The 26,617-nt window shown below is 58.8% G+C and carries 23 protein-coding genes; 5 read left to right on the top strand and 18 right to left on the bottom strand.

Annotated elements, in window-relative coordinates; genetic code table 11:
• Positions 1–18: 18 nt before the first annotated feature.
• Both LVD08_RS05565 and LVD08_RS05570 read right to left on the bottom strand, forming a co-directional pair.
• The gene (locus tag LVD08_RS05565; protein WP_027614042.1) at positions 19–471 is read right to left on the bottom strand and encodes a PaaI family thioesterase; all 453 of its coding nucleotides are present in this window, start codon (positions 469–471) and stop codon (positions 19–21) included.
• Entirely contained in the window at positions 468–944 is a 477-nt protein-coding gene (locus LVD08_RS05570; protein ID WP_027614041.1) for a PaaI family thioesterase, read from the bottom strand. The genes LVD08_RS05565 and LVD08_RS05570 overlap by 4 nt, the downstream gene beginning before the upstream one ends.
• Positions 945–1,102: 158 nt before the next feature.
• Here LVD08_RS05570 and LVD08_RS05575 point away from each other — a divergent pair, with 158 nt between their 5' ends.
• Positions 1,103–1,339 carry a hypothetical protein gene (locus LVD08_RS05575; RefSeq protein ID WP_007962865.1) on the top strand — a complete coding sequence of 79 codons (237 nt, stop codon included), beginning with the start codon at positions 1,103–1,105 and terminating at the stop codon, positions 1,337–1,339.
• A gap of 88 nt (positions 1,340–1,427) precedes the next feature.
• Here LVD08_RS05575 and LVD08_RS05580 read toward each other — a convergent pair whose 3' ends face one another.
• The 12 genes from LVD08_RS05580 to sdhC form a co-directional block, all read right to left on the bottom strand.
• Positions 1,428–1,829 carry an MAPEG family protein gene (locus LVD08_RS05580; protein WP_247267683.1) on the bottom strand — a complete coding sequence of 134 codons (402 nt, stop codon included), beginning with the start codon at positions 1,827–1,829 and terminating at the stop codon, positions 1,428–1,430.
• Entirely contained in the window at positions 1,829–2,566 is a 738-nt protein-coding gene (locus tag LVD08_RS05585; RefSeq protein WP_247267684.1) for a DUF599 domain-containing protein, read from the bottom strand. The genes LVD08_RS05580 and LVD08_RS05585 overlap by 1 nt, the downstream gene beginning before the upstream one ends.
• A 256-nt stretch (positions 2,567–2,822) precedes the next feature.
• Positions 2,823–4,136, bottom strand: coding sequence for a branched-chain amino acid transport system II carrier protein (gene brnQ, locus LVD08_RS05590; RefSeq protein ID WP_027614038.1), 1,314 nt, complete (start codon positions 4,134–4,136; stop codon positions 2,823–2,825).
• A 453-nt stretch (positions 4,137–4,589) separates the two neighbouring features.
• Positions 4,590–5,471 (bottom strand): succinate--CoA ligase subunit alpha, encoded by an 882-nt coding sequence (gene sucD / locus LVD08_RS05595; protein WP_003223019.1) that lies wholly within the window; start codon positions 5,469–5,471, stop codon positions 4,590–4,592.
• Positions 5,471–6,637 (bottom strand): ADP-forming succinate--CoA ligase subunit beta, encoded by a 1,167-nt coding sequence (gene sucC / locus LVD08_RS05600; RefSeq protein ID WP_003223015.1) that lies wholly within the window; start codon positions 6,635–6,637, stop codon positions 5,471–5,473. The genes sucD and sucC overlap by 1 nt, the downstream gene beginning before the upstream one ends.
• Before the next feature lie 202 nt (positions 6,638–6,839).
• Entirely contained in the window at positions 6,840–8,276 is a 1,437-nt protein-coding gene (gene lpdA, locus LVD08_RS05605) for a dihydrolipoyl dehydrogenase (protein WP_007962860.1), read from the bottom strand.
• 95 nt (positions 8,277–8,371) lie between these two features.
• Positions 8,372–9,595 carry a 2-oxoglutarate dehydrogenase complex dihydrolipoyllysine-residue succinyltransferase gene (odhB, locus tag LVD08_RS05610; protein ID WP_003223011.1) on the bottom strand — a complete coding sequence of 408 codons (1,224 nt, stop codon included), beginning with the start codon at positions 9,593–9,595 and terminating at the stop codon, positions 8,372–8,374.
• Between the two features lie 42 nt (positions 9,596–9,637).
• A complete protein-coding gene (locus LVD08_RS05615) occupies positions 9,638–12,469 on the bottom strand; it encodes a 2-oxoglutarate dehydrogenase E1 component (RefSeq protein ID WP_027614036.1) in 2,832 nt (943 codons plus the stop codon).
• A gap of 259 nt (positions 12,470–12,728) precedes the next feature.
• Positions 12,729–13,433, bottom strand: a complete 705-nt coding sequence (locus LVD08_RS05620; RefSeq protein WP_003223007.1) for a succinate dehydrogenase iron-sulfur subunit — start codon at positions 13,431–13,433, stop codon at positions 12,729–12,731.
• Positions 13,434–13,444: 11 nt separating this feature from the next.
• The gene (sdhA, locus tag LVD08_RS05625; protein ID WP_150368038.1) at positions 13,445–15,217 is read right to left on the bottom strand and encodes a succinate dehydrogenase flavoprotein subunit; all 1,773 of its coding nucleotides are present in this window, start codon (positions 15,215–15,217) and stop codon (positions 13,445–13,447) included.
• A 3-nt stretch (positions 15,218–15,220) separates the two neighbouring features.
• The gene (sdhD, locus tag LVD08_RS05630; RefSeq protein ID WP_003222999.1) at positions 15,221–15,589 is read right to left on the bottom strand and encodes a succinate dehydrogenase, hydrophobic membrane anchor protein; all 369 of its coding nucleotides are present in this window, start codon (positions 15,587–15,589) and stop codon (positions 15,221–15,223) included.
• Entirely contained in the window at positions 15,583–15,957 is a 375-nt protein-coding gene (sdhC, locus tag LVD08_RS05635; protein WP_016773673.1) for a succinate dehydrogenase, cytochrome b556 subunit, read from the bottom strand. The genes sdhD and sdhC overlap by 7 nt, the downstream gene beginning before the upstream one ends.
• A gap of 363 nt (positions 15,958–16,320) precedes the next feature.
• On the opposite strand from sdhC, the gene gltA reads away from it, so the two are divergent.
• Positions 16,321–17,610 carry a citrate synthase gene (gene gltA, locus LVD08_RS05640; RefSeq protein ID WP_003222994.1) on the top strand — a complete coding sequence of 430 codons (1,290 nt, stop codon included), beginning with the start codon at positions 16,321–16,323 and terminating at the stop codon, positions 17,608–17,610.
• A 1,056-nt stretch (positions 17,611–18,666) separates the two neighbouring features.
• Here the strand turns inward: gltA and LVD08_RS05645 are convergent.
• The 3 genes from LVD08_RS05645 to LVD08_RS05655 form a co-directional block, all read right to left on the bottom strand.
• The gene (locus tag LVD08_RS05645; protein ID WP_097090116.1) at positions 18,667–20,325 is read right to left on the bottom strand and encodes a cation acetate symporter; all 1,659 of its coding nucleotides are present in this window, start codon (positions 20,323–20,325) and stop codon (positions 18,667–18,669) included.
• Positions 20,322–20,633: a DUF485 domain-containing protein gene (locus tag LVD08_RS05650; RefSeq protein WP_027613950.1), complete on the bottom strand. Its 312-nt coding sequence runs from the start codon at positions 20,631–20,633 to the stop codon at positions 20,322–20,324. Before LVD08_RS05650 ends, LVD08_RS05645 begins: the two co-directional genes overlap by 4 nt.
• A 306-nt stretch (positions 20,634–20,939) precedes the next feature.
• Positions 20,940–21,791, bottom strand: a complete 852-nt coding sequence (locus LVD08_RS05655) for a glycine betaine ABC transporter substrate-binding protein (RefSeq protein WP_098967873.1) — start codon at positions 21,789–21,791, stop codon at positions 20,940–20,942.
• A 288-nt stretch (positions 21,792–22,079) separates the two neighbouring features.
• Here LVD08_RS05655 and LVD08_RS05660 point away from each other — a divergent pair, with 288 nt between their 5' ends.
• A complete protein-coding gene (locus LVD08_RS05660; protein ID WP_247267685.1) occupies positions 22,080–23,675 on the top strand; it encodes a glycoside hydrolase family 17 protein in 1,596 nt (531 codons plus the stop codon).
• Positions 23,676–23,790: 115 nt separating this feature from the next.
• Here the strand turns inward: LVD08_RS05660 and LVD08_RS05665 are convergent, their stop codons facing one another.
• A complete protein-coding gene (locus tag LVD08_RS05665) occupies positions 23,791–24,159 on the bottom strand; it encodes a hypothetical protein (RefSeq protein WP_115987144.1) in 369 nt (122 codons plus the stop codon).
• A 223-nt stretch (positions 24,160–24,382) separates the two neighbouring features.
• On the opposite strand from LVD08_RS05665, the gene LVD08_RS05670 reads away from it, so the two are divergent.
• Both LVD08_RS05670 and LVD08_RS05675 read left to right on the top strand, forming a co-directional pair.
• On the top strand, positions 24,383–25,681 hold the full coding sequence (locus tag LVD08_RS05670) for a serine/threonine protein kinase (RefSeq protein WP_027613946.1): 1,299 nt from the start codon (positions 24,383–24,385) through the stop codon (positions 25,679–25,681).
• Positions 25,674–26,462, top strand: a complete 789-nt coding sequence (locus LVD08_RS05675) for an MlaA family lipoprotein (RefSeq protein ID WP_007969640.1) — start codon at positions 25,674–25,676, stop codon at positions 26,460–26,462. The genes LVD08_RS05670 and LVD08_RS05675 overlap by 8 nt, the downstream gene beginning before the upstream one ends.
• Positions 26,463–26,617: the final 155 nt, after the last annotated feature.

The raw sequence follows: 26,617 nt of genomic DNA on the forward strand, positions 1-26,617 counted from the left end.
CTGAGTTGGGGGCAGCGTTCAGGATTTCAAGGGCTCATCAATTTTGAAATGTGCACGGGCGGTGGCAATCGGTTCGCTCTCGGTGCTTTGCCAGGCCGTGATGGCGACGTTGGCCACGCGCCGGCCCTGGCGACAGACCTGACATTTGGCCCAAGTGTCGCGAAACTGCCCGGCGCGCAGATAATCCAGAGAAAAGTCGATGATCTTCGGCACCCCGGGCGAACCGGTGAAGATCAGCAAATGCAACGCGGCTGCCAGCTCCATGAACCCGGCAATCACCCCGCCATGGATCGCCGGCAATAAAGGGTTACCAATGTTGTCCTTGTTCGCCGGCAGCTTGAACAGCAATTCATCGCCGACCCGGGAACATTCGACGCCGATCAGCCCGGCGTAAGGAATTATCCGCAACAACGGCGCGTAATCGCCCTGAGCGTGAGCCTGCAGCAGTTGTTGCTTCCAGTCATCGCTCATCGATTCTCTCCTTTGACCTTGCCGCCAAATCCCTGGGTGCCTTTCAGGTTTTTGCCCATGCGCATGAAAGTGCCGACGACATGGGCGATCGGCTGATTCGGGTCATCCTGATAAGCAAAGCCACGAGCGAAGATCACATCGGTGGTGACCCGGTAACACTGGGCAAAGCCATAGACGTCCTTGTTCGGCTCGGCGGCGTGCATGTAGTCGATACGCAGGTCCAGGGTCGGGCAGACTTCGAACTCCGCCAGCACGCACAACGTGGACATGCCGCACGCGGTGTCCATCAGCGAGGTAATGGCGCCGCCGTGGATGACCCCGGTCTGTGGATTGCCGACGATTTGCGCGTTGTACGGCAACCTCACCGTCAGCCCTTCGCTGCTGGCGCTGTGTACCGTCAAACCGAGCACCTGACAATGGCGCAGGGCCGAAAGAAATCGTGTCGCGCGCTCAAAAACGGGGTTTTCAGCCATTTGATAATTACTCTCGTTAGAGCCTTTTGCCAGTAGTAGGAAATGCCGCAAAAGTTCCACTAAAAAACAAACTTATATATCTGAACGAAATGAGGAACTTAACCTTTGGGCCAGTGCTCTTAAGGCCAGTAGTTATTTTCCATAAGGAGAAACACCCCATGCGTAAGACTTTAGCTATTGCCTTGATGTTGACCGCTTCCCTCGGTCTCGCTGCCTGCGATAAAAAATCCGAGGACAAAGCTCAAGATGCCAACCAACATGCTGAGCAAGCTCAGCAAGACATGAACAAAGCTCAGGATAAAGTGAACGACGCAGCAAAAGAAAACGCCGAAGCTGCCAAAGCTCAGGCTGAATCGAATCAAGCTGCTCAGGAAGAAGCTGCCAAGAAGCAATAATTGCGACTTGATGCAGAAAAAGAAAACCCGCCAAGTGCGGGTTTTCTTTTGCCTGTGATTTTTTGTCAGTGTTGGTTTAGAGGTTGTTTTAGAGCCATACGGTTCTAAAAGTCGGACTAATCATCAGTAACAAACTGCAGATCAGGCCGACCAGCCACACTAGGCTGCGCAGGGATGGTTTATCCGCCAGGTACAACCACACGTAAAGAATTCGCGCGATCACAAAGATGATTGCCAGGGCATCGATCAACCAGCCTTGGGTTTGCGTGGTGTGCGCCATCAGCACACCCACGGCGAACAGGATGAACGCTTCGATACAGTTCTGGTGTGCCGCCAGCGCCCGCGCGCCGTAACCAGTGAGTTGTGCCTGTTGTTGGCGCGGTAGATGGTTGTTGTAACCACCCTGCTCTTTCATGGCCTTGCCCACCGGCATGCGCGCGATGTAAATCAACAGTGCACTGATAAACACACACCAGAACGGAATACTCATCAAGCAGCCTCTTTATTGGTTTCGGGCAAAGGTGCCTCTGTAGGGGTATAGACCATCACATCCAGCACGTCGGAATGAAACTCGCGGCGGTACAACACGATGACCACCCCGGCACTCATCAACATGAACAGCCACGGGCTGACAAACCACGCCAGCATGCTCATGCCGAAGTAATAAGAACGCAGACCGAAGTTGAACTGGTTCGCCGCCATCGAAATCACCCGCGCCGCCCGCAGTGCGAACGCCTTGCGCTCCTGCTCCGAGACCTGACGCTCACAGATCATCGGCGCGGAACCGACCAGCACGGCAGCAAAGTTGTACTGACGCATGCACCAACTGAACGTGAAAAACGCATAGACGAACACCAGCGCCAGACACAGCAACTTGATCTCCGACATGCCCTGCGATGCCTGCTGCACCATCGGGATATCCGCCAGCAACGACACGGCGCGCTCGGATGCACCGAGCACGGTGAGAATGCCGGCGAGGATGATCAGGGTGCTGGAGGCGAAGAACGAGGCGTTGCGCTCCAGATTGCCGATCACGCTGGCGTCGGCGATACGGTTGTCACGCAGTAGCATGCGGCGCATCCAGTCTTCGCGATACAGGTGCAGCACGCTGGCCAGGCACGCGGTGTCGCGGGCCTTCCACGACGCATAACGGGTGTAGCCGCCCCAGCAGATGACAAACCAGAGCGCGGCCAGCAGGTGGATCAGATTGGCTTGGATGAACGACATTCGTTTTCCTGTGAAGTGTGGATGCATTACCTGTAGGAGTGAGCCTGCTCGCGATTCGGTGACACACCCGGCATTGATCCGACAGGTACGACGCCATCGCGAGCAGGCTCACTCCTACCTAAAATCTGTGCAGTGCTTCGACGTTAGCTCGCGGAAAAAGACACTGCCAGACGCCCATAAAAAATGCCCCGTATCGATTGATACGGGGCATTTCTGTTTAAGCGCTGAAGACCCGTTTGTGGCGGGTCAGACAACGTCAGGCAACGGCTTCGCTGCGCTTGCCCAGCAGGCGATCGCAGACCACGGCGACCACCAGGGTCATCACGCATGGCACCAGCCACGCCAGACCCTGCTCGCTCAGCGGCAGGTGCGACAGCTGCGACGGCATCCAGTCAGCCAGACCGGCGCCCTTGAGCGCGTCGATCGTGCCGAACAGGAACGAAACCAGCATGACCGGGCCGAGGATCCGCCCGTGTTCATGCCAGAAGTCCTTGCAGAAGCTCAGAGCTACCAGAACGATGCATGGCGGGTAGATTGCAGTCAGCACCGGGATCGAGAACGCGATCAGCTTGGTCAGGCCCAGGTTCGACACCAGCAGCGAGAACGCGGCGAGGATGATCACCAGGGTCTTGTAGGACAGCGGCAGCACGCGGCTGAAGTATTCAGCGCAGGCGCAGGTCAGACCGACCGCCGTCACCAGGCACGCCAGCGAGATCAGCACCGCGAGGAAACCGCTGCCCAGCGAACCGAAGGTGTGTTGCACGTAAGCATGCAGCACCGCCGCACCGTTGGTGGCACCGACCGCGACTTCGTGGCTGCCGGAGCCGAGGCGGAACAGGCTGATGTACACCAGCGCCAGACCGACACCGGCGATGAGGCCGGCAATGATCGCGTAACGGGTGATCAGCGCAGGCGACTCGACGCCACGGGAGCGGATCGCGTTGACGATGACGATACCGAACACCAGCGCGCCGAGGGTATCCATGGTCAGGTAACCATTGATGAAGCCCTGGGAGAACGGTGCCGCGACGTATTCAGGTGTGGCCTGACCGATATCACCGGCCGGCAAGGCGAACGCGGCGATGCCGAGTACCGCCAGGGCGATGATCTTCAATGGCGCGAGGAAACGCCCCACGGTATCGAGCAGACGGCCCGGATACAGCGAGATGAAGAACACCAGCAGGAAGTACACCGAGCTGTAGAGGAACAGCGCCAGAGGGCTTTCGCCGGTCAGCGGCGCCAGACCCACTTCGAACGACACGGTCGCGGTCCGCGGGGTGGCGAACAGCGGGCCGACCGCCAGGTAGCATGCCGCGGCGAGCACACCACCGGCGATCTTGCCGATCGGGCTGCTCAGCGCATCCATCGCACCACCGACCTTGGCCAGGGCGACGACGGTGACCACCGGCAGACCGACGGCCGTGATCAGGAAGCCCAGCGCCGCCATCCAGACGTTAGGTCCGGACTGCAGGCCGACGATAGGCGGGAAAATGATGTTGCCGGCCCCGACGAACAGGGCAAATGTCATAAAGCCCAGTGCCAGGATGTCCTGACCTTTCAAAACTTTCATTAAGGAAATACCACACTACTGAATCGGAATTTAGAGGGGGATTTCCCTGTGGGGTTAGGGAAATGCTGTCAGTCCGTATAAGACTGACCCGTTTAGCGCGTTGCATGCCTTGTGGGCGGCAGACGCAAAAATGGCTGCTAGCCTAACGAATTTGTCTGACAAACGCACTGTTTGAGGGCGAACTATCCGATACACGACGTGTCTGTGTCGCGTTTACGCATTTATTTTTCCTAACCACAACCCTGTGGCGAGGGAGCTTGCTCCCGCTGGGTTGCGAAGCAGCCCCAATGCAGACGATTGGGTTCTGGCTGTTAGATGGTTCTACGCCTGCTGCGCAGTCGAGCGGGAGCAAGCTCCCTCGCCACAAAAGCTCGCATATTTCCAGATTGCAGAAACAACAAAGGCCACCCGAAGGTGGCCTTTGTCTGGTGAAGCGTCAGTCAAGCACGAGGCTTACTTGACAGCCCAACCGGTCAGCTCGGCCAGGGCCTTGCCGATATCTGCCAGCGAACGCACGGTTTTTACGCCTGCGTCTTGCAGCGCAGCGAATTTCTCGTCTGCAGTGCCTTTGCCGCCAGAGATGATTGCGCCAGCATGGCCCATGCGCTTGCCCGGAGGAGCAGTCACACCAGCGATGTAGGAAACAACCGGCTTGGTCACGTGTGCCTTGATGTAGGCAGCCGCTTCTTCTTCAGCCGAACCGCCGATCTCGCCGATCATCACGATCGCTTCGGTCTTCGGGTCTTCCTGGAACAGCTTCAGGATGTCGATGAAGTTCGAACCCGGGATCGGGTCACCACCGATGCCGACGCAGGTCGACTGACCGAAACCGGCGTCAGTGGTCTGCTTCACAGCTTCGTAGGTCAGGGTGCCGGAACGCGAAACGATACCGACCTTGCCTGGCAAGTGAATGTGACCTGGCATGATGCCGATCTTGCATTCGCCTGGGGTGATCACGCCTGGGCAGTTAGGGCCGATCAGGGTAACACCCAGCTCGTCGCACTTAACTTTAGCGTCCAGCATGTCCAGGGTAGGAATGCCTTCGGTGATGCAGACGATCAGCTTGATGCCGCCGAACGCTGCTTCCAGGATCGAGTCCTTGCAGAAAGGAGCCGGAACGTAGATCACGCTGGCGGTAGCGCCAGTGGCAGCTACTGCGTCTTTAACGGTGTTGAACACTGGCAGACCCAGGTGCTCGGTGCCGCCTTTGCCCGGAGTTACGCCACCCACCATCTTGGTGCCGTATTCGATGGCTTGCTGGGTGTGGAAACTACCTTGCGAACCGGTAATACCCTGGCAGATAACTTTGGTGTCTTTATTGATCAGGACGCTCATTATTTGCCCTCCGCAGCTTTGACAACTTGTTGAGCAGCGTCGGTCAGGCTGGTAGCAGCGATGATGTTCAAACCGCTTTCTGCCAGTACTTTAGCGCCCAGCTCAGCGTTGTTGCCTTCAAGGCGAACAACAACCGGGATTTTCACGCCGACTTCTTTCACGGCGCCGATGATGCCTTCGGCAATCATGTCGCAGCGAACGATGCCGCCGAAGATGTTGACCAGTACTGCAGCGACGTTGGTGTCGGACAGGATGATCTTGAAGGCTTCGGTCACGCGCTCTTTGGTAGCACCACCACCTACGTCGAGGAAGTTGGCTGGCTTGCCGCCGTGCAGGTTGACGATGTCCATGGTACCCATGGCCAGGCCGGCACCGTTGACCATGCAGCCGATGTTGCCTTCCAGGGCTACGTAGTTCAGTTCGAACTTGGCAGCGTGCGCTTCGCGCGGATCGTCTTGCGACGGATCGTGGAAAGTCTTCAGCTTAGGCTGACGGTACATGGCGTTGGCGTCGATGTTGATCTTGGCGTCCAGGCAGTGCAGATCGCCGTCAGCCTTGATCACCAGCGGGTTCACTTCCAGCAGGGCCAGATCGTGATCCTGGAACAGTTTGGCCAGACCGACGAAGATCTTGGCGAACTGGGCAACTTGCTTGCCTTCCAGACCCAGTTGGAACGCCAGCTCGCGACCCTGGAATGGCTGAGCGCCAACCAGTGGATCGATAGTGGCTTTCAGAATTTTTTCTGGGGTGTCGTGAGCGATTTTCTCGATGTCCACGCCACCTTCGGTGGAAGCCATGAACACGATGCGACGGCTCGAACGATCAACGACAGCGCCCAGGTACAGCTCTTTAGCGATATCAGTGCACGATTCAACCAGGATCTTGGTGACTGGCTGACCATTGGCGTCAGTCTGGTAAGTCACCAGACGCTTGCCCAGCCACTGCTGTGCGAAGGCCTTGGCGTCTTCTTTGTTGCGAACCAGCTTGACGCCGCCCGCTTTACCGCGACCACCGGCGTGGACCTGGGCTTTGACAACCCACTCGCTGCCGCCGATTTTGTCGCAAGCTTCTGCTGCTGCTTCCGGGGTGTCTACTGCGTAACCAGTGGAAACTGGCAGGCCGTATTCAGCGAACAGCTGCTTACCCTGATACTCGTGAAGATTCATGCTTTTTACCGTCTTCGTTAGGTACTGCGCATTCGGCGCTGCGCTCTTGATGAGTGCCGCGCCACCTGTGACTGCTGCTTGCGTAGCCTTTCCGGATACCCGGTGCAGCTACGCAAGACTGCGTCCAGCGGACATTCCGCGGTGAGACTTGCTCGCAAGGCTCACGACGGGCCGCAACCGCCGTGGTTTCTTATTGTGTGTCTTAACGCTTCTTGCGGTTGGCAATGTGGATGGCGCCGCCATTCACAGCCAGAGCAGCTTCGTGCAAGGCTTCAGACAGGGTCGGATGGGAGAAAACCATCATGCCCAAGTCTTCAGCGCTGGTGCCGAATTCCATACCGATCGCGCCCTGCTGAACCAGTTCTGCAGCGCTTGGGCCAATCACGTGCACGCCCAATACGCGGTCAGTCTTGGCATCAGCGATGACCTTGACGAAACCACCGGTATCGTTGGCGGCCATGGCACGGCCGGAAGCGGCGAACGGGAAGGTGCCGACGTTAACTTCAACGCCTTCGGCTTTCAAGGCCTGCTCGGTTTTGCCAACCCACGCGATTTCCGGGTGAGTATAAATAACCGAAGGGATCAGGTCATAGTTCATCTGGGCTTTGTGGCCCTTGATGCGCTCGACAACCATGATGCCCTCTTCCGAGGCCTTGTGCGCCAGCATCATGCCGCGAACCACGTCACCGATGGCGTAAACGCCCGGTACGGTGGTGGCGCAGTGATCGTCAACGTGCACGAAACCGCGCTCGTCCAGGGTCACGCCGCTGTCGGCAGCCAGCAGATCAGTGGTCACCGGACGGCGACCAACGGCTACGATCAGCTTGTCGAAAGTGATGGACTGTTCGCCGTTGGCATCGGTGTAGTTAACCACGACTTCGTCGCCGTTCACTTTCGAACCGGTTACGCGAGCACCCAGCTTGATGTCCAGACCTTGCTTGGTCAGGGTTTTCAGCGCTTCCTTGGAAACAGCGGTGTCCGCTGCCATCAGGAAGGTGTCCAGTGCTTCGAGGACAACCACTTCGGAACCCAGACGCGACCACACCGAACCCAGTTCCAGACCGATCACGCCAGCGCCGATCACGCCCAGACGCTTAGGTACGGACTGGAATTCCAGAGCACCAGTCGAATCGACGATGACTTTCTGATCGACCGGAGCCGGTGGAATGTCGATCGGACGCGAACCTGGGGCCAGGATGACGTTTTCGGCTTCGATGACTTCAACCGAACCGTCCGGCTTGGTGACTTCGACTTTCTTGCCAGCCAGCAGCTTGCCGTGGCCCTGGATCGAGGTAACGCCGTTAGCCTTGAACAGGGTGGCAACGCCGCCAGTCAGGTTCTTGACGATGCCAGCCTTGCGGCCAACCATCGCAGCGACGTCCATTTTGACTTCGCCGGTCGAGATACCGTGAACGTTGAAGCTCTCTTTGGCTTCCTTGTACTTCCAGGAGCTGTCCAGCAGCGCCTTGGACGGAATGCAGCCGACGTTCAGGCAAGTACCGCCGAGGGCCTGTTTGCCTTCAGCGTCGGTGTACTTCTCGATGCAGGCAGTGGTGAGACCCAGCTGCGCGGCCTTGATGGCAGCTACATAGCCGCCAGGGCCGGCACCGATCACTACTACGTCAAATTTCTGCGACATTCAAAAAATCCTCTTTAGCGAAAAGCTTCAAGCCGCGCGCTGCGGGCCGTACCGCCGTTGCCGACGGTACGGCCCGCAGCGCATGGCTGCTTCTATCAGATATCCAGCAACAGACGAGCCGGATCTTCCAGCAGGTTCTTGATGGTCACCAGGAAGGTTACAGCTTCTTTGCCATCGATCAGACGGTGATCGTAGGACAGTGCCAGGTACATCATCGGACGGATCACGACCTGACCGTTGATGGCCATAGGACGCTGGATGATGTTGTGCATGCCCAGAATCGCTGCCTGCGGCGGGTTGACGATCGGAGTCGACATCATCGAACCGAAGGTACCACCGTTGGTGATGGTGAAGGTACCGCCGGTCATCTCTTCCATCGACAGTTTGCCGTCACGGGCTTTCTTGCCGAACGTGGCGATGCCGCCTTCGATTTCAGCCAGGCTCATCAGCTCGGCGTTACGCAGAACCGGAACGACCAGACCACGGTCGCTGGAAACGGCAACACCGATGTCGGCGTAGCCGTGGTAAACGATGTCTGCACCGTCGATCGAAGCGTTGACCGCCGGGAAGCGTTTCAGCGCTTCGGTGGCAGCCTTGACGAAGAACGACATGAAGCCCAGGCGTACGCCGTTGTGGGACTTCTCGAACAGGTCCTTGTACTTCGAACGCAGCGCCATGACTTCGGTCATGTCGACTTCGTTGAAAGTGGTCAGCATTGCCATGTTCGACTGGGCTTCAACCAGACGCTCGGCAACCTTGGCACGCAGACGGGTCATCGGTACGCGCTTCTCAACGCGGTCACCGGCAGCGAATACCGGAGCAGCAGCGGCTGGAGCAGCGGCTTTTGCAGGAGCAGCAGCCGGAGCGGCTTTCTTCGCGGCAACAGCAGCGACCACGTCTTCCTTGGTCACACGACCGCCTTTGCCGGTACCGGCAACGGAAGCGATGTTGATGCCGTTTTCTTCAGCCAGCTTGCGCGCAGCCGGAGCAGCAACAGGATCGTCTTCGCCTTCGGCAGCAGCCGGGGCAGCGGCAGCAGCGGCCGGAGCAGCAGCGGCGGCTGGAGCAGCGGCAGCAGCGCCACCCGCTTCGATGGAGCCCAGGACTTCGTCGGACAGAACGGTGTCGCCTTCGTTCTTGACGATTGCGCCCAGCACGCCGTCGGCGGTCGCCAGCACTTCCAGTACGACTTTGTCGGTTTCGATGTCGACGATCAGGTCGTCACGCTTGACGGCGTCGCCCGGTTTTTTGTGCCAGGTGGCAACGGTGCCATCGGCAACCGATTCCGGGAAAGTGGGGGCTTTGATCTCGATAGCCATTATCTGTGGTTCCTTAAATTCGGTTTCAGGTGCGCGAAGGCGTTAAACGGTAAACGCGTCTTGCAGCAGTTTTTCCTGCTGCTCGGCGTGCATCGATGCGTAACCACATGCTGGGGCAGCAGAAGCCTCGCGGCCCGCGTACTCGAGTACGAGAGACTTGTCGAGGTTACCGATGCTGCGACGCAGGTGATGCTGGCTGCAGTACCAGGCGCCCTGGTTCATCGGCTCTTCCTGACACCAGACGGCATGCTTGACGTTGGTGTAAGGCGCCAGGACTTCTTTCAAGTCGTCCTCAGGGAATGGATACAGCTGCTCGATACGCACGATGGCGATATCGTCACGGCCTTCGGCACGACGTTTTTCCAGCAGGTCGTAGTAGACCTTGCCGCTACACAGAACAACGCGCTCGACCTTTTTCGGGTCCAGGGCATCGATTTCCGGGATCACGGTCTGGAACGAACCTTCAGCCAGATCTTCCAGGGTGGAGACGGCCAGCTTGTGGCGCAGCAGCGACTTCGGCGTCAGCACTACCAGAGGTTTGCGCAGCGGGCGAATCACCTGACGACGCAGCAAGTGGTAGATCTGGGCCGGGGTGGTCGGCATGCACACCTGAATGTTGTGCTCGGCGCACAGCTGCAGGTAACGCTCAAGACGTGCCGAACTGTGCTCAGGACCCTGACCTTCGTAGCCGTGTGGCAACAGCATGGTCAGACCGCAGAGACGGCCCCACTTGTGCTCGCCGCTGGTGATGAACTGGTCGATAACAACCTGTGCACCGTTGGCGAAGTCGCCGAACTGGGCTTCCCAGATCACCAGCGCGTTTGGCGTGGTGGTCGAGTAACCATATTCGAAGGCCAATACCGCTTCTTCCGAGAGGAACGAGTCGTACAGGTCAAAGCGTGGCTGACCGTCGTACAGGTTCTGCAGCGGAATGTAGGTGCCCGCGTCTTTCTGGTTGTGCAGTACAGCGTGACGGTGCGAGAACGTACCGCGGCCGATGTCCTGACCGGTCATGCGGATCGGGTGACCTTCGAACGCCAGGGTCGCGTACGCCATGGTTTCGGCGTAACCCCAGTTGATCGGCAGGCCGCCGGCTTGCATCTTCTGACGGTCTTCGTAGATCTTCGCGACCTGACGCTGAACCACGAAGCCTTCCGGAATTTCCAGCAGCTTGGCGGACAGTTCCTGCAGGGTCTTCAGATCGAAACGGGTGTCGTGACGCGCAGTCCAGGCGTGGCCCAGATACGGACGCCAGTCCACGAACAGCTCTTTGTTCGGCTCTTTGACCAGCGATTTCACTACGTGCAGACCGTTGTCCAGCGCGTTGCGGTACTCGTCGACCTTGGCCTGAACACGTTCAGCGTCCAGTACACCGGCCTGAGTCAGACGATCAGCGTACAGCTCACGGGTGGTGCGCTGCTTGGTGATCTGCTGGTACATCAGCGGCTGGGTGCCGCTTGGCTCGTCGGCCTCGTTGTGGCCGCGACGACGGTAGCAGACCAGGTCGATCACCACGTCACGCTTGAACTGCATGCGGTAATCGATGGCCAACTGGGTCACGAACAGCACGGCTTCCGGATCATCACCATTCACATGGAGGATCGGCGCCTGGATCATCTTCGCAACGTCGGTGGCGTACTCGGTGGAACGCGAGTCCAGCGGGTTGCTGATGGTGAAACCAACCTGGTTGTTGATCACGATGTGCACGGTACCGCCGGTCTTGAAACCGCGGGTCTGCGACATCTGGAAGGTTTCCATGACCACGCCCTGACCTGCGAATGCAGCGTCACCGTGGATGGAGATCGGCAGCACCTTCTCACCGGTCGGGTCGTTACGACGATCCTGACGGGCGCGAACCGAACCTTCTACCACCGGGGAAACGATTTCCAGGTGGGACGGGTTGAACGCCATGGCCAGGTGAACTTCACCGCCAGTGGTCATCACGTTGGACGAGAAGCCCTGGTGGTATTTGACGTCACCGGAACCCAGCTCGACCTTCTTCTTGCCTTCGAACTCGTCGAACAGCTCGCGCGGGTTCTTGCCGAAGGTGTTGACCAGCACGTTCAAACGGCCACGGTGGGCCATGCCGATGACGACTTCCTTGGTGCCGTAGGAACCGGAACGCTGGATCAGCTCATCGAGCATCGGAATCAGGCTTTCGCCGCCTTCCAGACCGAAACGCTTGGTGCCCGGGTATTTGGTGCCCAGGTATTTTTCCAGGCCTTCACCGGCAGTCACGCGCTCAAGCAGGTGGCTCTTGATGTCGGCGGAGTACGTCGGACGACCACGCACGCTTTCCAGACGCTGCTGGAACCACTGGCGCTGCTCGGAATCGGTGATGTGCGTAAATTCAGCGCCGATGGTGCGGCAATATGTCTGCTGCAACGCTTCATGAATTTCGCGTAGGCTCGCTTCCTCTTTGCCGATGAACAGGTCGCCGGCACGGAAGGTCGTATCAAGATCGGCATTGGTCAAGCCGTAATGATTGATCGACAGGTCTGCAGGTGCAGGACGCTGCCACAGCCCCAGCGGGTCAAGCTGGGCTGCCTGGTGGCCACGCATACGGTAGGCCTGGATCAATCGCAGCACTTCAACTTGCTTCTTCTCGTGCTCACTGCTCACGCTCCCGGCGGAAACCGGTTGGGCGCGGCGCTGGTTCTTTGCCAGCAGCACGAAATGATCGCGAATTGTGGAGTGCGAAACATCAGTGGCAGAGCTGCCGTCGGCAGGCAGCTTCTGAAAGTAGGTGCGCCACTCTTCTGGCACAGCGTTAGGGTCGTGCAGGTAGAGCTCATAAAGCTCTTCCACATAGGCAGCGTTTCCACCTGAAAGGTAGGCGCTGTTCCACATGCGCTGCATCACGCTTTCTTGCATGCTTGGTCACCCTCGGTTAGGGGAACACCATCGGCGTCAATACCGAGCAAACTTGCAGAAGTCCGAATGCAGCGACCAAAACAAGCCACTTAGGATCACGCTGATAGTCCGGGTACCAGCCCGGATGCCCCTGCTTGTCTCATTTCTTCAAAATAAGAGCTGCAGCTTGTGGCTACTGCTCTGGTTATAGCCATGACGCGGGTTGAAGCCCGCGCCACAGCCTCTTCGTTACAGCGGTTCTACGGTTACAGCAGCTGAATCACACGCCGCTCGAAAGCAGCATGTTACGGATGTGACCGATGGCCTTAGTCGGGTTCAGGCCTTTCGGACATACGTTGACGCAGTTCATGATGCCCCGGCAGCGGAAGACGCTGAACGGGTCATCGAGCGAAGCCAGACGCTCGGAGGTCTTGGTGTCACGGCTGTCTGCCAGGAAGCGGTACGCTTGCAGCAGGGCAGCCGGGCCCAGGAACTTGTCCGGGTTCCACCAGAAGGACGGGCACGAGGTCGAGCAGCAGGCGCACAGGATGCACTCGTACAGACCGTCGAGCTTTTCACGCTCTTCAGGGGACTGCAGACGCTCGATGGCCGGAGCCGGCGTGTCGTTCTGCAGGTAAGGCTTAACCTTCTCGTATTGCTTGTAGAAGATGCTCATATCGACAACCAGGTCACGGATGACCGGCAAACCTGGCAGCGGACGAACGATCAACTTGTTGCCTTTTACGACAGCGGACAGCGGCGTGATGCACGCCAGGCCGTTCTTGCCGTTGATGTTCATGCCGTCGGAGCCGCAGACGCCTTCACGGCAAGAGCGACGATAGGAGAAACCCTCGTCCTGCTCTTTGATCAGGGCCAGCACGTCCAGCACCATCAGGTCTTTACCACCGGTATCGACCTGGAATTCCTGCATGAACGGCGCAGCGTCCTGATCAGGGTTGTAGCGATAAACACTGACTTGCAACATGGCGGTCACCCTTAATAAGTCCGGACTTTAGGTTCGAAAGTCGGAACAGTCTTCGGCGAGAAGTTTACGGCACGCTTGGCGACGCGTTTCTCACCCGGGAAGTACAGGGTGTGGCACAGCCAGTTTTCGTCGTCACGGTCTTCGAAGTCTTCACGGGCGTGAGCGCCGCGGGACTCCTTACGTACTTCGGCCGCGATGGCGGTAGCTTCAGCCACTTCCAGCAGGTTTTGCAGTTCCAGAGCTTCGATACGCGCGGTGTTGAACGCTTGCGACTTATCGTTGATCTTCACGTTGGCGATGCGCTTGCGCAGATCGGCCAGCTGAGCGATACCCTTCTGCATGTATTCGCCAGTGCGGAATACACCGAAGTAGTTCTGCATGCAGCTTTGCAGCTCGCGACGCAGGGTAGCCACGTCTTCGCCATCGGTACGGCCGTTCAGCGCGTTCAGACGCGACAGGGCAGCTTCGATGTCGGCTTCGGTAGCGTCGTCGTATTCGATGCCGTCGGTCAGCGCCTTTTCCAGGTGCAGGCCGGCAGCGCGGCCGAATACCACCAGGTCGAGCAGCGAGTTGCCGCCCAGACGGTTGGCACCGTGTACCGATACGCAAGCCACTTCACCTACGGCGAACAGACCAGGAATGATCTGATCCACGCCATCGGCGTTCTGGGTGATCGCCTGACCATGAATGTTGGTGGCAACGCCGCCCATCATGTAGTGGCAGGTCGGTACAACCGGAACCGGAGCAACCACCGGGTCAACGTGTGCGAAAGTCTTCGACAGTTCGCAGATACCTGGCAGACGGCTGTGCAGCACTTCCTCGCCCAAGTGGTCGAGTTTGAGCATTACGTGGTCGCCATTCGGACCGCAACCGTTGCCGGCGATGATTTCTTTAACCATCGAGCGGGCAACCACGTCACGACCCGCGAGGTCTTTCGCGTTCGGAGCATAACGCTCCATGAAACGCTCGCCGTGCTTGTTGATCAGGTAACCACCTTCACCACGGCAACCTTCGGTCACCAGTACACCGGCGCCAGCGATGCCGGTCGGGTGGAACTGCCACATTTCGATGTCTTGTACCGGTACGCCAGCACGCAGCGCCATGCCGACGCCGTCACCGGTGTTGATCAGGGCGTTGGTGGTGGAGGCGTAGATACGGCCAGCACCGCCAGTAGCCAGTACAGTGGCCTTGGCGCGAATGTACGAAGTTTCGCCGGTTTCGATGCAGATCGCGATCACACCGACAAACTCGCCTTCCTGGTTTTTTACCAGATCAACAGCGTAGTACTCGTTCAGGAACGTGGTGCCGGCTTTCAGGTTGCCCTGATAAAGGGTGTGCAGCAGTGCGTGACCGGTACGGTCGGACGCTGCGCAGGTACGGGCAGCCTGACCACCTTTACCGTAGTCCTTGGACTGACCACCGAACGGACGCTGGTAGATACGGCCTTGCTCGGTACGCGAGAACGGCAGACCCATGTGGTCCAGCTCGAAAACGGCAGCCGGGCCTTCCTGACACATGTATTCGATAGCGTCCTGGTCACCGATGTAGTCGGAACCCTTGACGGTATCGTACATGTGCCAGCGCCAGTCATCGTTCGGGTCAGCGGACGCGATCGCGCAGGTGATGCCGCCCTGGGCGGATACAGTGTGCGAACGGGTCGGGAAAACCTTGGTGATCACCGCAGTCTTGTGACCGCCCTGCGCCAGCTGCAGCGCAGCGCGCATGCCGGCACCGCCGCCACCAATAATGATGGCGTCGAAAGAAATCGTTGGAATGTTAGCCATGACTCAGATACCCCAGAGAATCTGCACACCCCAGACGAAGTAAGCGAACATCGCAACGCCGCATACTGCCTGGAAAAGGAAACGTATAGCCGTCGCGGACTTGCCGAACGCCATTGGCGTCAGGTAGTCAGTCGCGATGGTCCACATGCCGACCCAGGCGTGAGCGCCGAGAGCAACAAGGGCCAGGAGGCTGAAAATACGCATCCCGTTGTGGGCGAACAGTTCATGCCACTGGGCGTACTCGAGGCCTGGGTGGGCCACGACGTATCCGATCAGAAAAATGAAGTAAGCCGCGAGAACGACCGCCGACACACGTTGCGCCATCCAGTCATAGAGGCCCGAACGCGAGAGGTTCGTGACGTTAGTTACCATATCCAGACTCCTGCCAGAACGATTACCACCACGGAAACGGCGATAACGATTTTCGAGCCCAGCTTGCCGCCTTCCAGCGTCTCACCGATGCCCATGTCCATGATCAAATGGCGCACACCGGCAACCAGGTGATACAGCAGAGCGGACAGGATGCCCCAAATCACTAGCTTGGCTAGCGGACTGGTCAGACACGCTTTCACCTGACCGAAGCCTTCCTCGGAGCTCAGCGACTTGTCCAATGCGTAAAGCATGATGGCAAGGCACACGAAGAGGATGACACCGGAGATACGGTGAAGAATGGACGTGTAAGCAGTGACTGGGAGTTTGATGGTCCTTAGGTCTAGGTTTACAGGTCGTTGGCTTTTCACGGCTTTTTTTTCACACTGAAGAGCCCCTAACAATCAGGGCAAAGTTGTTGGGGAGTGCACTGGTCAGGTAACCACCACCCAGGGATGCGACCCCCAATGAAAGCAAGCCCAAAAGCCCTTGGCGGTCGGTGGCCGAGTATAGACAGTTAGGCTACTAATGACAACGCAATCACCTACCCCAAATAGCTGATTGCACAAGTCGTATAAAAGGCGTAAATGGCAGTCAATTTCGAGGAAAAAGTGCGCTTAAAGCCTTCTGGAGCAAGACTTTAGGCAAATTGACATTCGAATTTATCTCACTATAGTGGTGCGGGCCCTGCGTGGGGGGTCTGTCTGATGGTTCAAGCATAAATAGGAGGCCACATGGCTGACAAAAAAGCGCAGTTGATCATCGAGGGCGCAGCCCCCGTCGAGCTGCCCATTTTAACCGGCACCGTTGGTCCCGATGTAATCGATGTTCGGGGCCTGACGGCCACGGGCCGCTTCACTTTCGACCCGGGCTTCATGTCGACCGCCTCGTGCGAATCGAAGATCACCTATATCGACGGCGACAACGGCATTCTGTTGCACCGCGGCTACCCGATCGAACAGCTGGCTGAAAAGTCGGACTACCTGGAAACCTGCTACCTGCTGCTCAACGGCGAATTGCCGACTGCAGAACAGAAGGCCCAGTTCGTCAGCACCGTGAAAAACCACACCATGGTTCACGAGCAGCTGAAAACCTTCTTCAACGGCTTCCGTCGCGACGCCCACCCGATGGCCGTCATGTGCGGCGTAGTCGGCGCCCTCTCGGCCTTCTACCACGACTCCCTGGACATCAATAACCCGCAGCATCGCGAAATCTCCGCGATCCGTCTGGTTGCCAAGATGCCAACCCTGGCAGCGATGGTTTACAAGTACTCCATGGGCCAACCCATGATGTACCCGCGCAACGACCTGACGTACGCGGAAAACTTCCTGCACATGATGTTCAACACCCCGTGCGAGATCAAACCGATCAGCCCGGTACTCGCCAAGGCCATGGACCGGATCTTCATCCTCCACGCCGACCACGAGCAGAACGCATCGACGTCCACCGTGCGCCTGGCAGGTTCCTCGGGTGCCAACCCGTTCGCCTGTATCGCCGCCGGTATCGCCGCACTGTGGGGCCCTGCCCACGGCGGTGCGAACGAAGCCGTTCTGACCATGCTTGACGAGATTGGCGATGTGTCCAACATCGACAAGTTCATCGCCAAGGCCAAGGACAAGAACGATCCGTTCAAGCTGATGGGCTTCGGTCACCGTGTTTACAAGAACCGCGACCCTCGCGCGACTGTCATGAAGCAGACCTGCGACGAAGTACTGAAGGAACTGGGCATCAACAACGATCCGCAACTCGAACTGGCCATGCGCCTGGAAGAGATCGCGCTGACCGACCCGTACTTCATCGAGCGCTCGCTGTACCCGAACGTCGACTTCTACTCGGGGATCATCCTCAAGGCGATCGGCATTCCTACCAGCATGTTCACCGTGATCTTCGCACTGGCCCGTACTGTGGGCTGGATTTCGCACTGGAAAGAAATGCTCTCCAGCCCGTACAAGATTGGCCGTCCGCGCCAGTTGTACACTGGCTACGAGTCGCGTGATATCACCAAGCTGGAAGACCGCAAATAAGGCTTGTCTTGCGATAACGTCTTGAAGTTGTACCCGGAAACGGCCTCTTATATAGAGGCCGTTTTTGTTTGTCTGGTCGCAGCGGCCTGTGGGCCGACTGGCTTTTGGGCGTTTGTGGGCATATCCGTTGCTTCGGGTGCTGCCGCTGGCGGTTTCGCTCTTACAGCGAGTCACCTTTTCCAAACGCCGAAAAGGTAACCCAAAAGGCTTTGCCCCGGCGTACGGCACTTCGCTGAGGCTCAGTGTTCCCTCGCTACGGTGTCCATCCGGGGGCATCGCCTCCGGTTTGCTTCGCTGCACCTCCTCTCGATGTATGCGGCTCCGCCGCATGGCGCTGCGCGCCTAACCCCCTGATGGACACCTACGCTCGGCCTGCCGAAGGGGCAAAAGATCAAAAGCCAAAGCAAGATCAAAAACCAGATCAAGAGCCCCTCACCCTAGCCCTCTCCCGGAGGGAGAGGGGACTGATCGCGGTGTTTGGGAGAGTTACGCCGACGTGAAACACCCTGTCGAACTCAGGTTCTGAAAGGCTCAAAAATCGGCTCCCTCCCCTCGGGAGAGGGCTGGGCGGGCGGCGTTCCGATGAGGGGTAGATCCAACACAGAACACAAGCCGACCGCATGCTTTTCCACCACTCAACAGGATGAGCGCAAGCTCGGCTGCAGCTTTTGATCTTGATCCACGGGCGACGTCGGAAGGCTGAGTGGAGGGCTTGATCCGGGGGTGGGAGCGCAGCGACCGTTTGGCGCAGCCAAACACAGCGAGAGGAGGTGCAGCGAAGCAAACCGGAGGCGCTGCGCCCGGATCAATCCCGGAGCGAAGGGACCCCGAGCCTTAGCGAGCGGGCCGAACGTAGGAGCAAGCGTTTTTTTGCTTACTTTTTTTAGGCGTTTGTAAAAAAAGTGAGTCGCCGTAAGGGCGAAACCCTAAGCCGCCGTTACCGCAGCAACGGATATGTACCCAATAACCACCAAGGCCCGAGCCCGATAACCGCCCACAAAAAAAATGCCCCGATCTCTCAACCAGGGCATTTCACTCAAACCACGTAATCAGCGCTTAGTGCGAAACCGCCCCACTCGCCCCCAACCCCGTCTGCGAACGCACAAACTGCGGGAAGAACAGCGCCCGCTCGTTTTCGGCCGCCGCCGACTTGTCAGTAATCGAGAAGAACCAGATACCGATGAACGCAATGATCATCGAAAACAACGCCGGGTACTCGTAAGGGAAGATCGCCTTCTCATGATGCAGAATCTGCACCCAGATGGTCGGGCCAAGAATCATCAGCCCCACCGCACTCACCAGCCCCAACCAACCGCCAACCATCGCACCGCGGGTGGTCAGCTTCTTCCAGTACATCGAAAGCAACAGCACCGGGAAGTTGCAGCTCGCCGCGATGGAGAACGCCAGGCCGACCATGAACGCGATGTTCTGGCTCTCGAACAGGATACCCAGACCGATCGCCAGCACGCCCAGGGCGATGGTGGTGATCTTCGACACGCGAATTTCATCCTTGTCGTTGGCCTTGCCCTTCTTGATCACGCTGGCATACAGGTCGTGCGACACCGCCGAAGCACCGGCCAGGGTCAGACCGGCCACCACCGCCAGAATGGTCGCGAACGCCACCGCCGAGATGAAGCCGAGGAAGATACTGCCACCCACCGCGTCAGCCAGGTGCACCGCCGCCATGTTGTTGCCGCCGAGCAGAGCGCCCGCCGCATCCTTGAAGGCCGGGTTGGTGCTGACCAGCAGGATCGCGCCGAAGCCGATGATGAAGGTCAGGATGTAGAAGTAACCAATGAAGCCGGTGGCGTACAGCACACTCTTGCGCGCTTCTTTCGCATCACTCACGGTGAAGAAGCGCATCAGGATGTGTGGCAGGCCGGCAGTACCGAACATCAGGGCCAGACCGAGGGAGAACGCCGAAATCGGATCTTTCACCAAACCGCCCGGGCTCATGATCGCCTCACCTTTCGGGTGAACCTTGATCGCCTCGGAGAACAGCATGTTGAAGTCGAAGTTGACGTGCTTCATCACCATCAGCGCCATGAACGAGGCACCGGACAGCAACAGCACCGCCTTGATGATCTGCACCCAGGTGGTCGCCAGCATGCCGCCGAACAGCACGTACATGCACATCAGGATACCGACCAGAATCACCGCCACGTAGTAGTCGAGACCGAACAGCAGCTGGATCAGCTTGCCGGCACCAACCATTTGCGCGATCAGGTAGAACGCCACCACCACCAGCGAACCGCAGGCAGACAGGGTGCGGATCTGGGTTTGCCCGAGGCGGTAGGACGCCACGTCGGCAAAGGTGTATTTACCCAGGTTACGCAGGCGCTCGGCGATCAGGAACAGAATGATCGGCCAGCCCACCAGGAAGCCGATCGAATAGATCAGGCCGTCGTAGCCGGAGGTGAACACCAGCGCGGAAATCCCCAGGAAGGACGCCGCCGACATGTAGTCACCGGCAATCGCCAGTCCGTTCTGGAACCCGGTGATCTTGCCGCCCGCCGCATAGTAGTCGGCGGCCGACTTGTTGCGCTTGGACGCCCAGTAGGTGATGCACAAGGTGGCGCCGACGAACACCACGAACATGGCGATCGCGGAAACGTTGAGCGGTTGTTTGTGGACTTCGCCGGTCAAGGCGTCAGCGGCCCAGACGGCTGGAGCGAACGCTGCGATGCTCAAAAGAGCCAGTAGACGCCGGATCATTGCTGAGCCTCCTTGAGAATCGCATTGTTCAGGTCGTCAAACTCGCCATTGGCGCGTCGTACGTAGATCGCGGTCAGGATGAAGGCCGAGACAATCAGTCCGACACCGATCGGTATGCCCCAGGTAATCGACGACCCGGGACTGAGTTTCGCCCCGAGCACTTGCGGCCCGTATGCGATCAGCAGGATGAATCCGGAGTACAGCCCGAGCATGATCGCCGAGAGTATCCAGGCGAACTTTTCTCTTTTTCGCACCAGCTCCTTGAAGCGCGGGCTGTTTTGAATCGAGAGGTAAATGCTGTCGTTCATTGTTTTTATCCTCGCAGCACAGATTATTGTTGGAACGTATCCACTGTATGCGGCTGCGGAACGGGTTCCAGACGACCTTAGTATTAGAACGACATGACGTTTTCGCCAATTTTTGGACGGTAATTAGCCGAAAGAGTTGGAAAGAGGCTTTGAAACAGCCGTAAACCCTGCAGGTGAGGGTTGCCCAGAAACAAATGTAGGAGTGAGCCTGCTCGCGATGGCGTTGTATCAGTCGACATTTGTATCAACTGAAAGGACGCTATCGCGAGCAGGCTCACTCCTACAGGGGAGCTGCGTTGAGCGGAGTTATTTGGTCCAGTCAGCCACGCGATCCGGGTGCTTGGCGACCCAATCCTTGGCCGCCGCTTCAGGCTTGGCGCCGTCCTGGATGGCCAGCATGACTTCGCCGATCTCGTCTTTCGACGCCCACTGGAAGTTCTTCAGGAACTTGGCGACTTCCGGAGCCTTGGTCGCGAGCTCTTTGCTGCCGATGCTGTTCACGGTTTCAGCCGCGCCATACACGCCTTTCGGGTCGTCGAGGAAGCGCAGTTTCCACTTGGCGAACATCCAGTGCGGCACCCAACCGGTGACGGCAATCGATTCGTTCTTCTTCTCGGCACGGGTCAGCTCGGCAATCATGCCGGCGCCGGAACTGGCCTTGAGCGTATATTTGTCCAGGCCGTAATCCTTGATCGCCTGATCGGTTTTGAGCATCACGCCTGAACCGGCGTCGATGCCGACGATGCGGTTCTTGAAGGTGTCATCGGTCTTGAGGTCTTCGATCGATTTCGCCTTGACGTACTCCGGCACGATCAGGCCGATTTTCGCGTCCTTGAAGTTCGGGCCGTAATCGACGACCAGATCCTTGTTCTTCGTCCAGTACTCGCCGTGGGTCACCGGCAGCCATGCCGAGAGCATCGCGTCGAGTTTGCCGGTGGCCACGCCCTGCCACATGATCCCGGTGGCGACGGCTTGCAGCTTCACGTCGTAGCCGAGTTTCTGCTTGATCACCTCGGCCGCCACGTGGGTGGTCGCGACGCTGTCGGACCAGCCGTCAACGTAACCGATGTTCAGAGTCTGTTTTTCAGCGCTGGCGAATGTGGAACTCATCGCAAGTACCAGAGCGGCACCTGCGCCTAAAAGTCGTCGCATCTTCATCGTTTACTTCCCCGAAATGCTGCGCCCGACGGATGCCGGGCATCGTCAACGTATTGTTATGGTGCACAGCGCCCCCATCACGCCTGACCGCAAACTCGCTCGAATGCCAGTGGAGTACTGACGCTTTCGATCATCGGCCTGACGCCCGCAGCGACCTGCTCTGTCAGCGACCTCAATACAGCGAGAAACGACATCAGAAGGCCATTAATCGCCTCTGAATAATTGGCGCCAGACAATCCGCCCGAACTTTGCATGTGCAAATCATGCAGGCCACCAACCCGCGGATAAATGCAGGTAACATGCGTCGCTTTGCAGCCACTCGGCCTGATCATGTCCGCGACTTCCCGCTTCCCGTTTGTTCCTTATCTCTTCGCCTGCCTGCTCGGCCTGTTTGCCCTTGGCGGCTTCTGGTACGGCCTCGGCAAACCGGTGATCCTGCCGGACGCCGCGACCCCGACGCACAAGTTGCAATGCGCCTCCTACACGCCATTCGACAAGGACCAGTCGCCGTTCGACGTGCCGTTCAAGCTGCGCCCAGAGCGCATGGACGCCGACCTCGCCCTGCTGGCGACGCGCTTCGAATGCATCCGCACCTACTCGATGACCGGCCTCGAAGCCCTGCCGCAACTGGCGCGCAAGCACGGTCTGAAGTTGATGATCGGCGCCTGGGTCAACAGCAACTCGGCGGACACCGAGAAAGAAGTCGACCTGCTGATTGCTTCGGCCAACGCCAACCCGGATGTGGTCAGCGCGGTGATCGTCGGCAACGAAGCGTTGCTGCGCAAGGAAGTCACCGGCGCGCAACTGGCGAAGCTGATCAACAAGGTCAAAAGCCAGGTCAAGCAACCGGTCACCTATGCCGATGTCTGGGAGTTCTGGCTCAAGCACCCGGAAGTCGCGCCGGCGGTGGATTTCCTGACCATTCACTTGCTGCCGTATTGGGAAGATGATCCGTCGAACATTGACGTCGCTCTGCAACATGTGGCGGATGTACGTCAGGTGTTCGGCAACAAATTCGCGCCCAAGGACGTGATGATCGGCGAAACCGGCTGGCCCAGCGAAGGTCGTCAGCGAGAGACCGCCCTGCCGAGCCGGGTCAATGAGGCGAAGTTCATTCGTGGCTTTGTCGCGATGGCCGAGAAGGAAGGCTGGCATTACAACCTGATCGAAGCGTTCGACCAGCCATGGAAACGTGGCAGCGAAGGTGCAGTTGGCGGTTACTGGGGCCTGTTCGACGCCGATCGTCAGGACAAGGGCGTGCTCGCCGGGCCAGTGACCAACGTGCCGTACTGGAAGGAGTGGCTGGGCGTCGGTGGGCTGATTTTCCTCGGAACGCTGCTACTCGGCGGCCGGGTTCGCACCACGCAATCGGCGTTGGTTCTGCCCCTGCTTGCGGCCGTTGCAGCCTGCTCGATCGGCGCCTGGGGCGATCTGGCGCGAGTGACCACGCGGTTTGCCAGCGAATGGCTGTGGGTCGGCTTGCTGACAGCGTTGAATCTGTTGGTGCTGGCGCATGCCGCGCTGACCTTGAGCAACCGTCAGGGTTGGCGTGAACGGGCGTTCCATCTGCTGGAACGGCGTGCTGGATGGCTGGTTGCCGTGGCCGGTTTTGCGGCGGCGGTGATGATGCTGGAGATGGTGTTCGACGCGCGTTATCGCAGTTTCGCCAGCATGGCGTTCATCCTGCCGGCGCTGGTTTTCGTGTGCCGTCCGGTCAGCGTGCCACGCCGGGAAATCGCCCTGCTGACCTTTATCATCGGCGCCGGCATTGCGCCGCAGCTGTATGAAGAAGGATTGTTGAATCAGCAGGCGTGGGGCTGGGCGCTGGTCAGTGGTTTGATGGTGGCGGCACTTTGGCGCTGCCTGCGGGTTCGCAAAGGCTGATCTCCCGAGGCCAGTCTGGCCCCTTCGCGAGCAAGCCCGCTCCCACATTTAATCGGGTTCCTCCAGTTGGAATGCAATCGAATGTGGGAGCGGGCTTGCTCGCGAAGGCTGACTGTCAGGCGCTGCGGGACGCCCGGACCAACCGCAATCCGCCAATCACCAGCGCAAACACCGCCAACGTCGTGTTGTACAACGCCAGCGCCGGCAGCCCGAACACCAGCGCCAGCACCGCCAGCCACCACCCTGCCCGTCCCGGCAGCACAAAACCGAGCAGCGCTGCGCCCAATGCCGTCCAGCCCAGCACCTTGAAGTGAATCATCAGCCCCAGGTTCGAGCGCACCGTGCATTCCCAACGGCTCGCCTCATCGACACAGATGCCGACCCACTGCCCATCTTCCATGAAGCCATAACGCACGCCATAACTGGCGGCCAGCCACAGCGGCAACAGCACGAGCAACAGAATCACGGGCAAGCGGCGGGACATGAATCACTCCAATCATCGAAATCGGCGGCCAGCTTAATCTGCCCGCACGCATTGGCAAGCACTAACAACTGTTAACTGGTCATCCGCGCCTTGCAAAGTGTATCGTCCAGCTACTATTACTCCGAATTCTGCCTGTTTGGTGCCGAGGCATGGCACTTTGGCGCAAGCCCGGTGGTCATAGCCTGCGAACTTCATTCGGCACCTTCCTTTAAGGGATCCAGTCATGCTCCGTTCCTTGCGCTTCGCCGCGCTGTTCAGCGGCCTTATTCTGAGTGCGTCCGCACTGGCGGTGGATATCGATGCCGCCAGTTATGGCTATCCCCTGACCAACCCGTTCGAGGCGACCATCGCCACCACGCCACCGGACCTGCGCCCGGAATTGCCGTCGAACGACGAGATCAATCAGTCCGACCACAGCATCACCCTGCGCCCGGAACGGGCCTTCATCCTCCCGGACAATTTCTGGGCGGTGAAAAAACTCACCTACCGCATCGCCGAGCAGGACAAACCGGCGCCGCTGATCTTCCTGATCGCCGGCACCGGTGCGCGCTATGACAGCACGCTCAATGAGTACCTGAAGAAGCTCTACTACAAGGCCGGCTACCACGTCGTGCAGTTGTCGTCGCCGACCAGCTTCGACTTCATCAGCGCCGCTTCACGCTTCGCCACCCCGGGCATCACCAAGGAAGACGCCGAAGACATGTACCGGGTGATGCAGGCCGTGCGTGCGCAGCATCCAAAACTGCCGGTCACCGAGTACTACCTCAGCGGCTACAGCCTCGGCGCGCTGGATGCCGCGTTCGTCGCGCATCTGGACGAGACCCGACGCAGCTTCAACTTCAAGAAAGTCCTGCTGCTCAACCCGCCGGTCAACCTCTACACCTCGATCAGCAACCTCGACAAGCTGGTACAGACCGAGGTGAAGGGCATCAACAACAGCACCACCTTCTATGAACTGGTGCTGAACAAGCTGACTCGCTACTTCCAGCAGAAAGGCTACATCGACCTCAATGACGCCCTGCTCTACGACTTCCAACAGTCGAAGCAGCACCTGACCAACGAACAGATGGCGATGCTGATCGGCACTTCGTTCCGTTTCTCGGCGGCCGACATTGCCTTCACCTCCGACCTGATCAACCGTCGCGGCCTGATCACTCCGCCGAAATTCCCGATCACCGAAGGCACCAGCCTCACGCCGTTCCTCAAGCGTGCGCTGCAATGCGACTTCGACTGCTACCTGACCGAACAGGTGATTCCGATGTGGCGCGCGCGCACTGACGGCGGCAGCCTGCTGCAACTGATCGATCAGGTCAGCCTGTACGCACTCAAGGATTACCTGCACGACAGCCCGAAAATCGCCGTCATGCACAATGCTGATGACGTGATCCTCGGCCCGGGCGACCTCGGTTTCCTGCGCAAGACCTTTGGCGATCGCCTGACCGTTTACCCACTGGGCGGCCATTGCGGCAACCTTAACTACCGCGTCAACAGCGACGCCATGCTGGAGTTTTTCCGTGGCTAAATATCTCCTGCTGATTGCAGCGCTCCTCAGTGCAGGCGTGGCCCAGGCCGACAACAGCAAAGCCAACGCGCCGGTGGTGGTCGACAGCGATGGCTTCAAGGAGCCGCTGTCCAAACTCAAGTTCAACCCGGGGCTGGACCAGCGTGAGTTCGAGCGCTCGACGCTCAACGCACTCAACGTCTATGACCCGCTGGAGTCGTGGAACCGCCGCGTCTACCACTTCAACTACCGCTTCGACCAATGGGTGTTCCTGCCGGTGGTCGACGGTTATCGCTACGTGACGCCAAGCTTCCTGCGCACCGGGGTGAGCAACTTCTTCAACAACCTTGGCGACGTGCCGAACCTGGTCAACAGCCTGCTGCAGTTCAAGGGCAAGCGCTCGATGGAAACCACCGCGCGCCTGTTGCTCAACACCACTATCGGCATTGCCGGTCTGTGGGATCCGGCGACCGCCATGGGCCTGCCGCGCCAGAGCGAAGACTTCGGCCAGACCCTGGGCTTCTACGGCGTACCGGGCGGTGCCTACTTCGTGTTACCGATCCTCGGCCCGTCGAACATCCGCGATACTGCCGGCCTGGCCGTGGACTACACCGCCGAATCGGCAATCAACTACCTGAATGTGTCGGAAGTCAGCTCCAACCACCCGGAAATCTGGGCCCTGCGTGCGGTCGACAAGCGCTACCAGACCAACTTCCGCTACGGTCAGATGAACTCGCCGTTCGAGTACGAGAAAGTGCGTTACGTCTACACCGAGTCGCGCAAGTTGCAGATTGCCGAGTAACTTCAGCGGCAACGAAAAAGGGCCATTCGATGCGAGTCGAATGGCCCTTTTTCATGGCACAACCTGGATCAAACGGTGGGAGCGGGCTTGCTCGCGAATGCGGTGAATCAGCCAGCACATTCTTCGACTGACCCACCGCATTCGCGAGCAAGCCC

Origin of the sequence: Pseudomonas sp. YL2, from assembly GCF_023063025.1 — a bacterium.
Classification (GTDB): Bacteria; Pseudomonadota; Gammaproteobacteria; order Pseudomonadales; family Pseudomonadaceae; genus Aquipseudomonas; species Aquipseudomonas putida_A.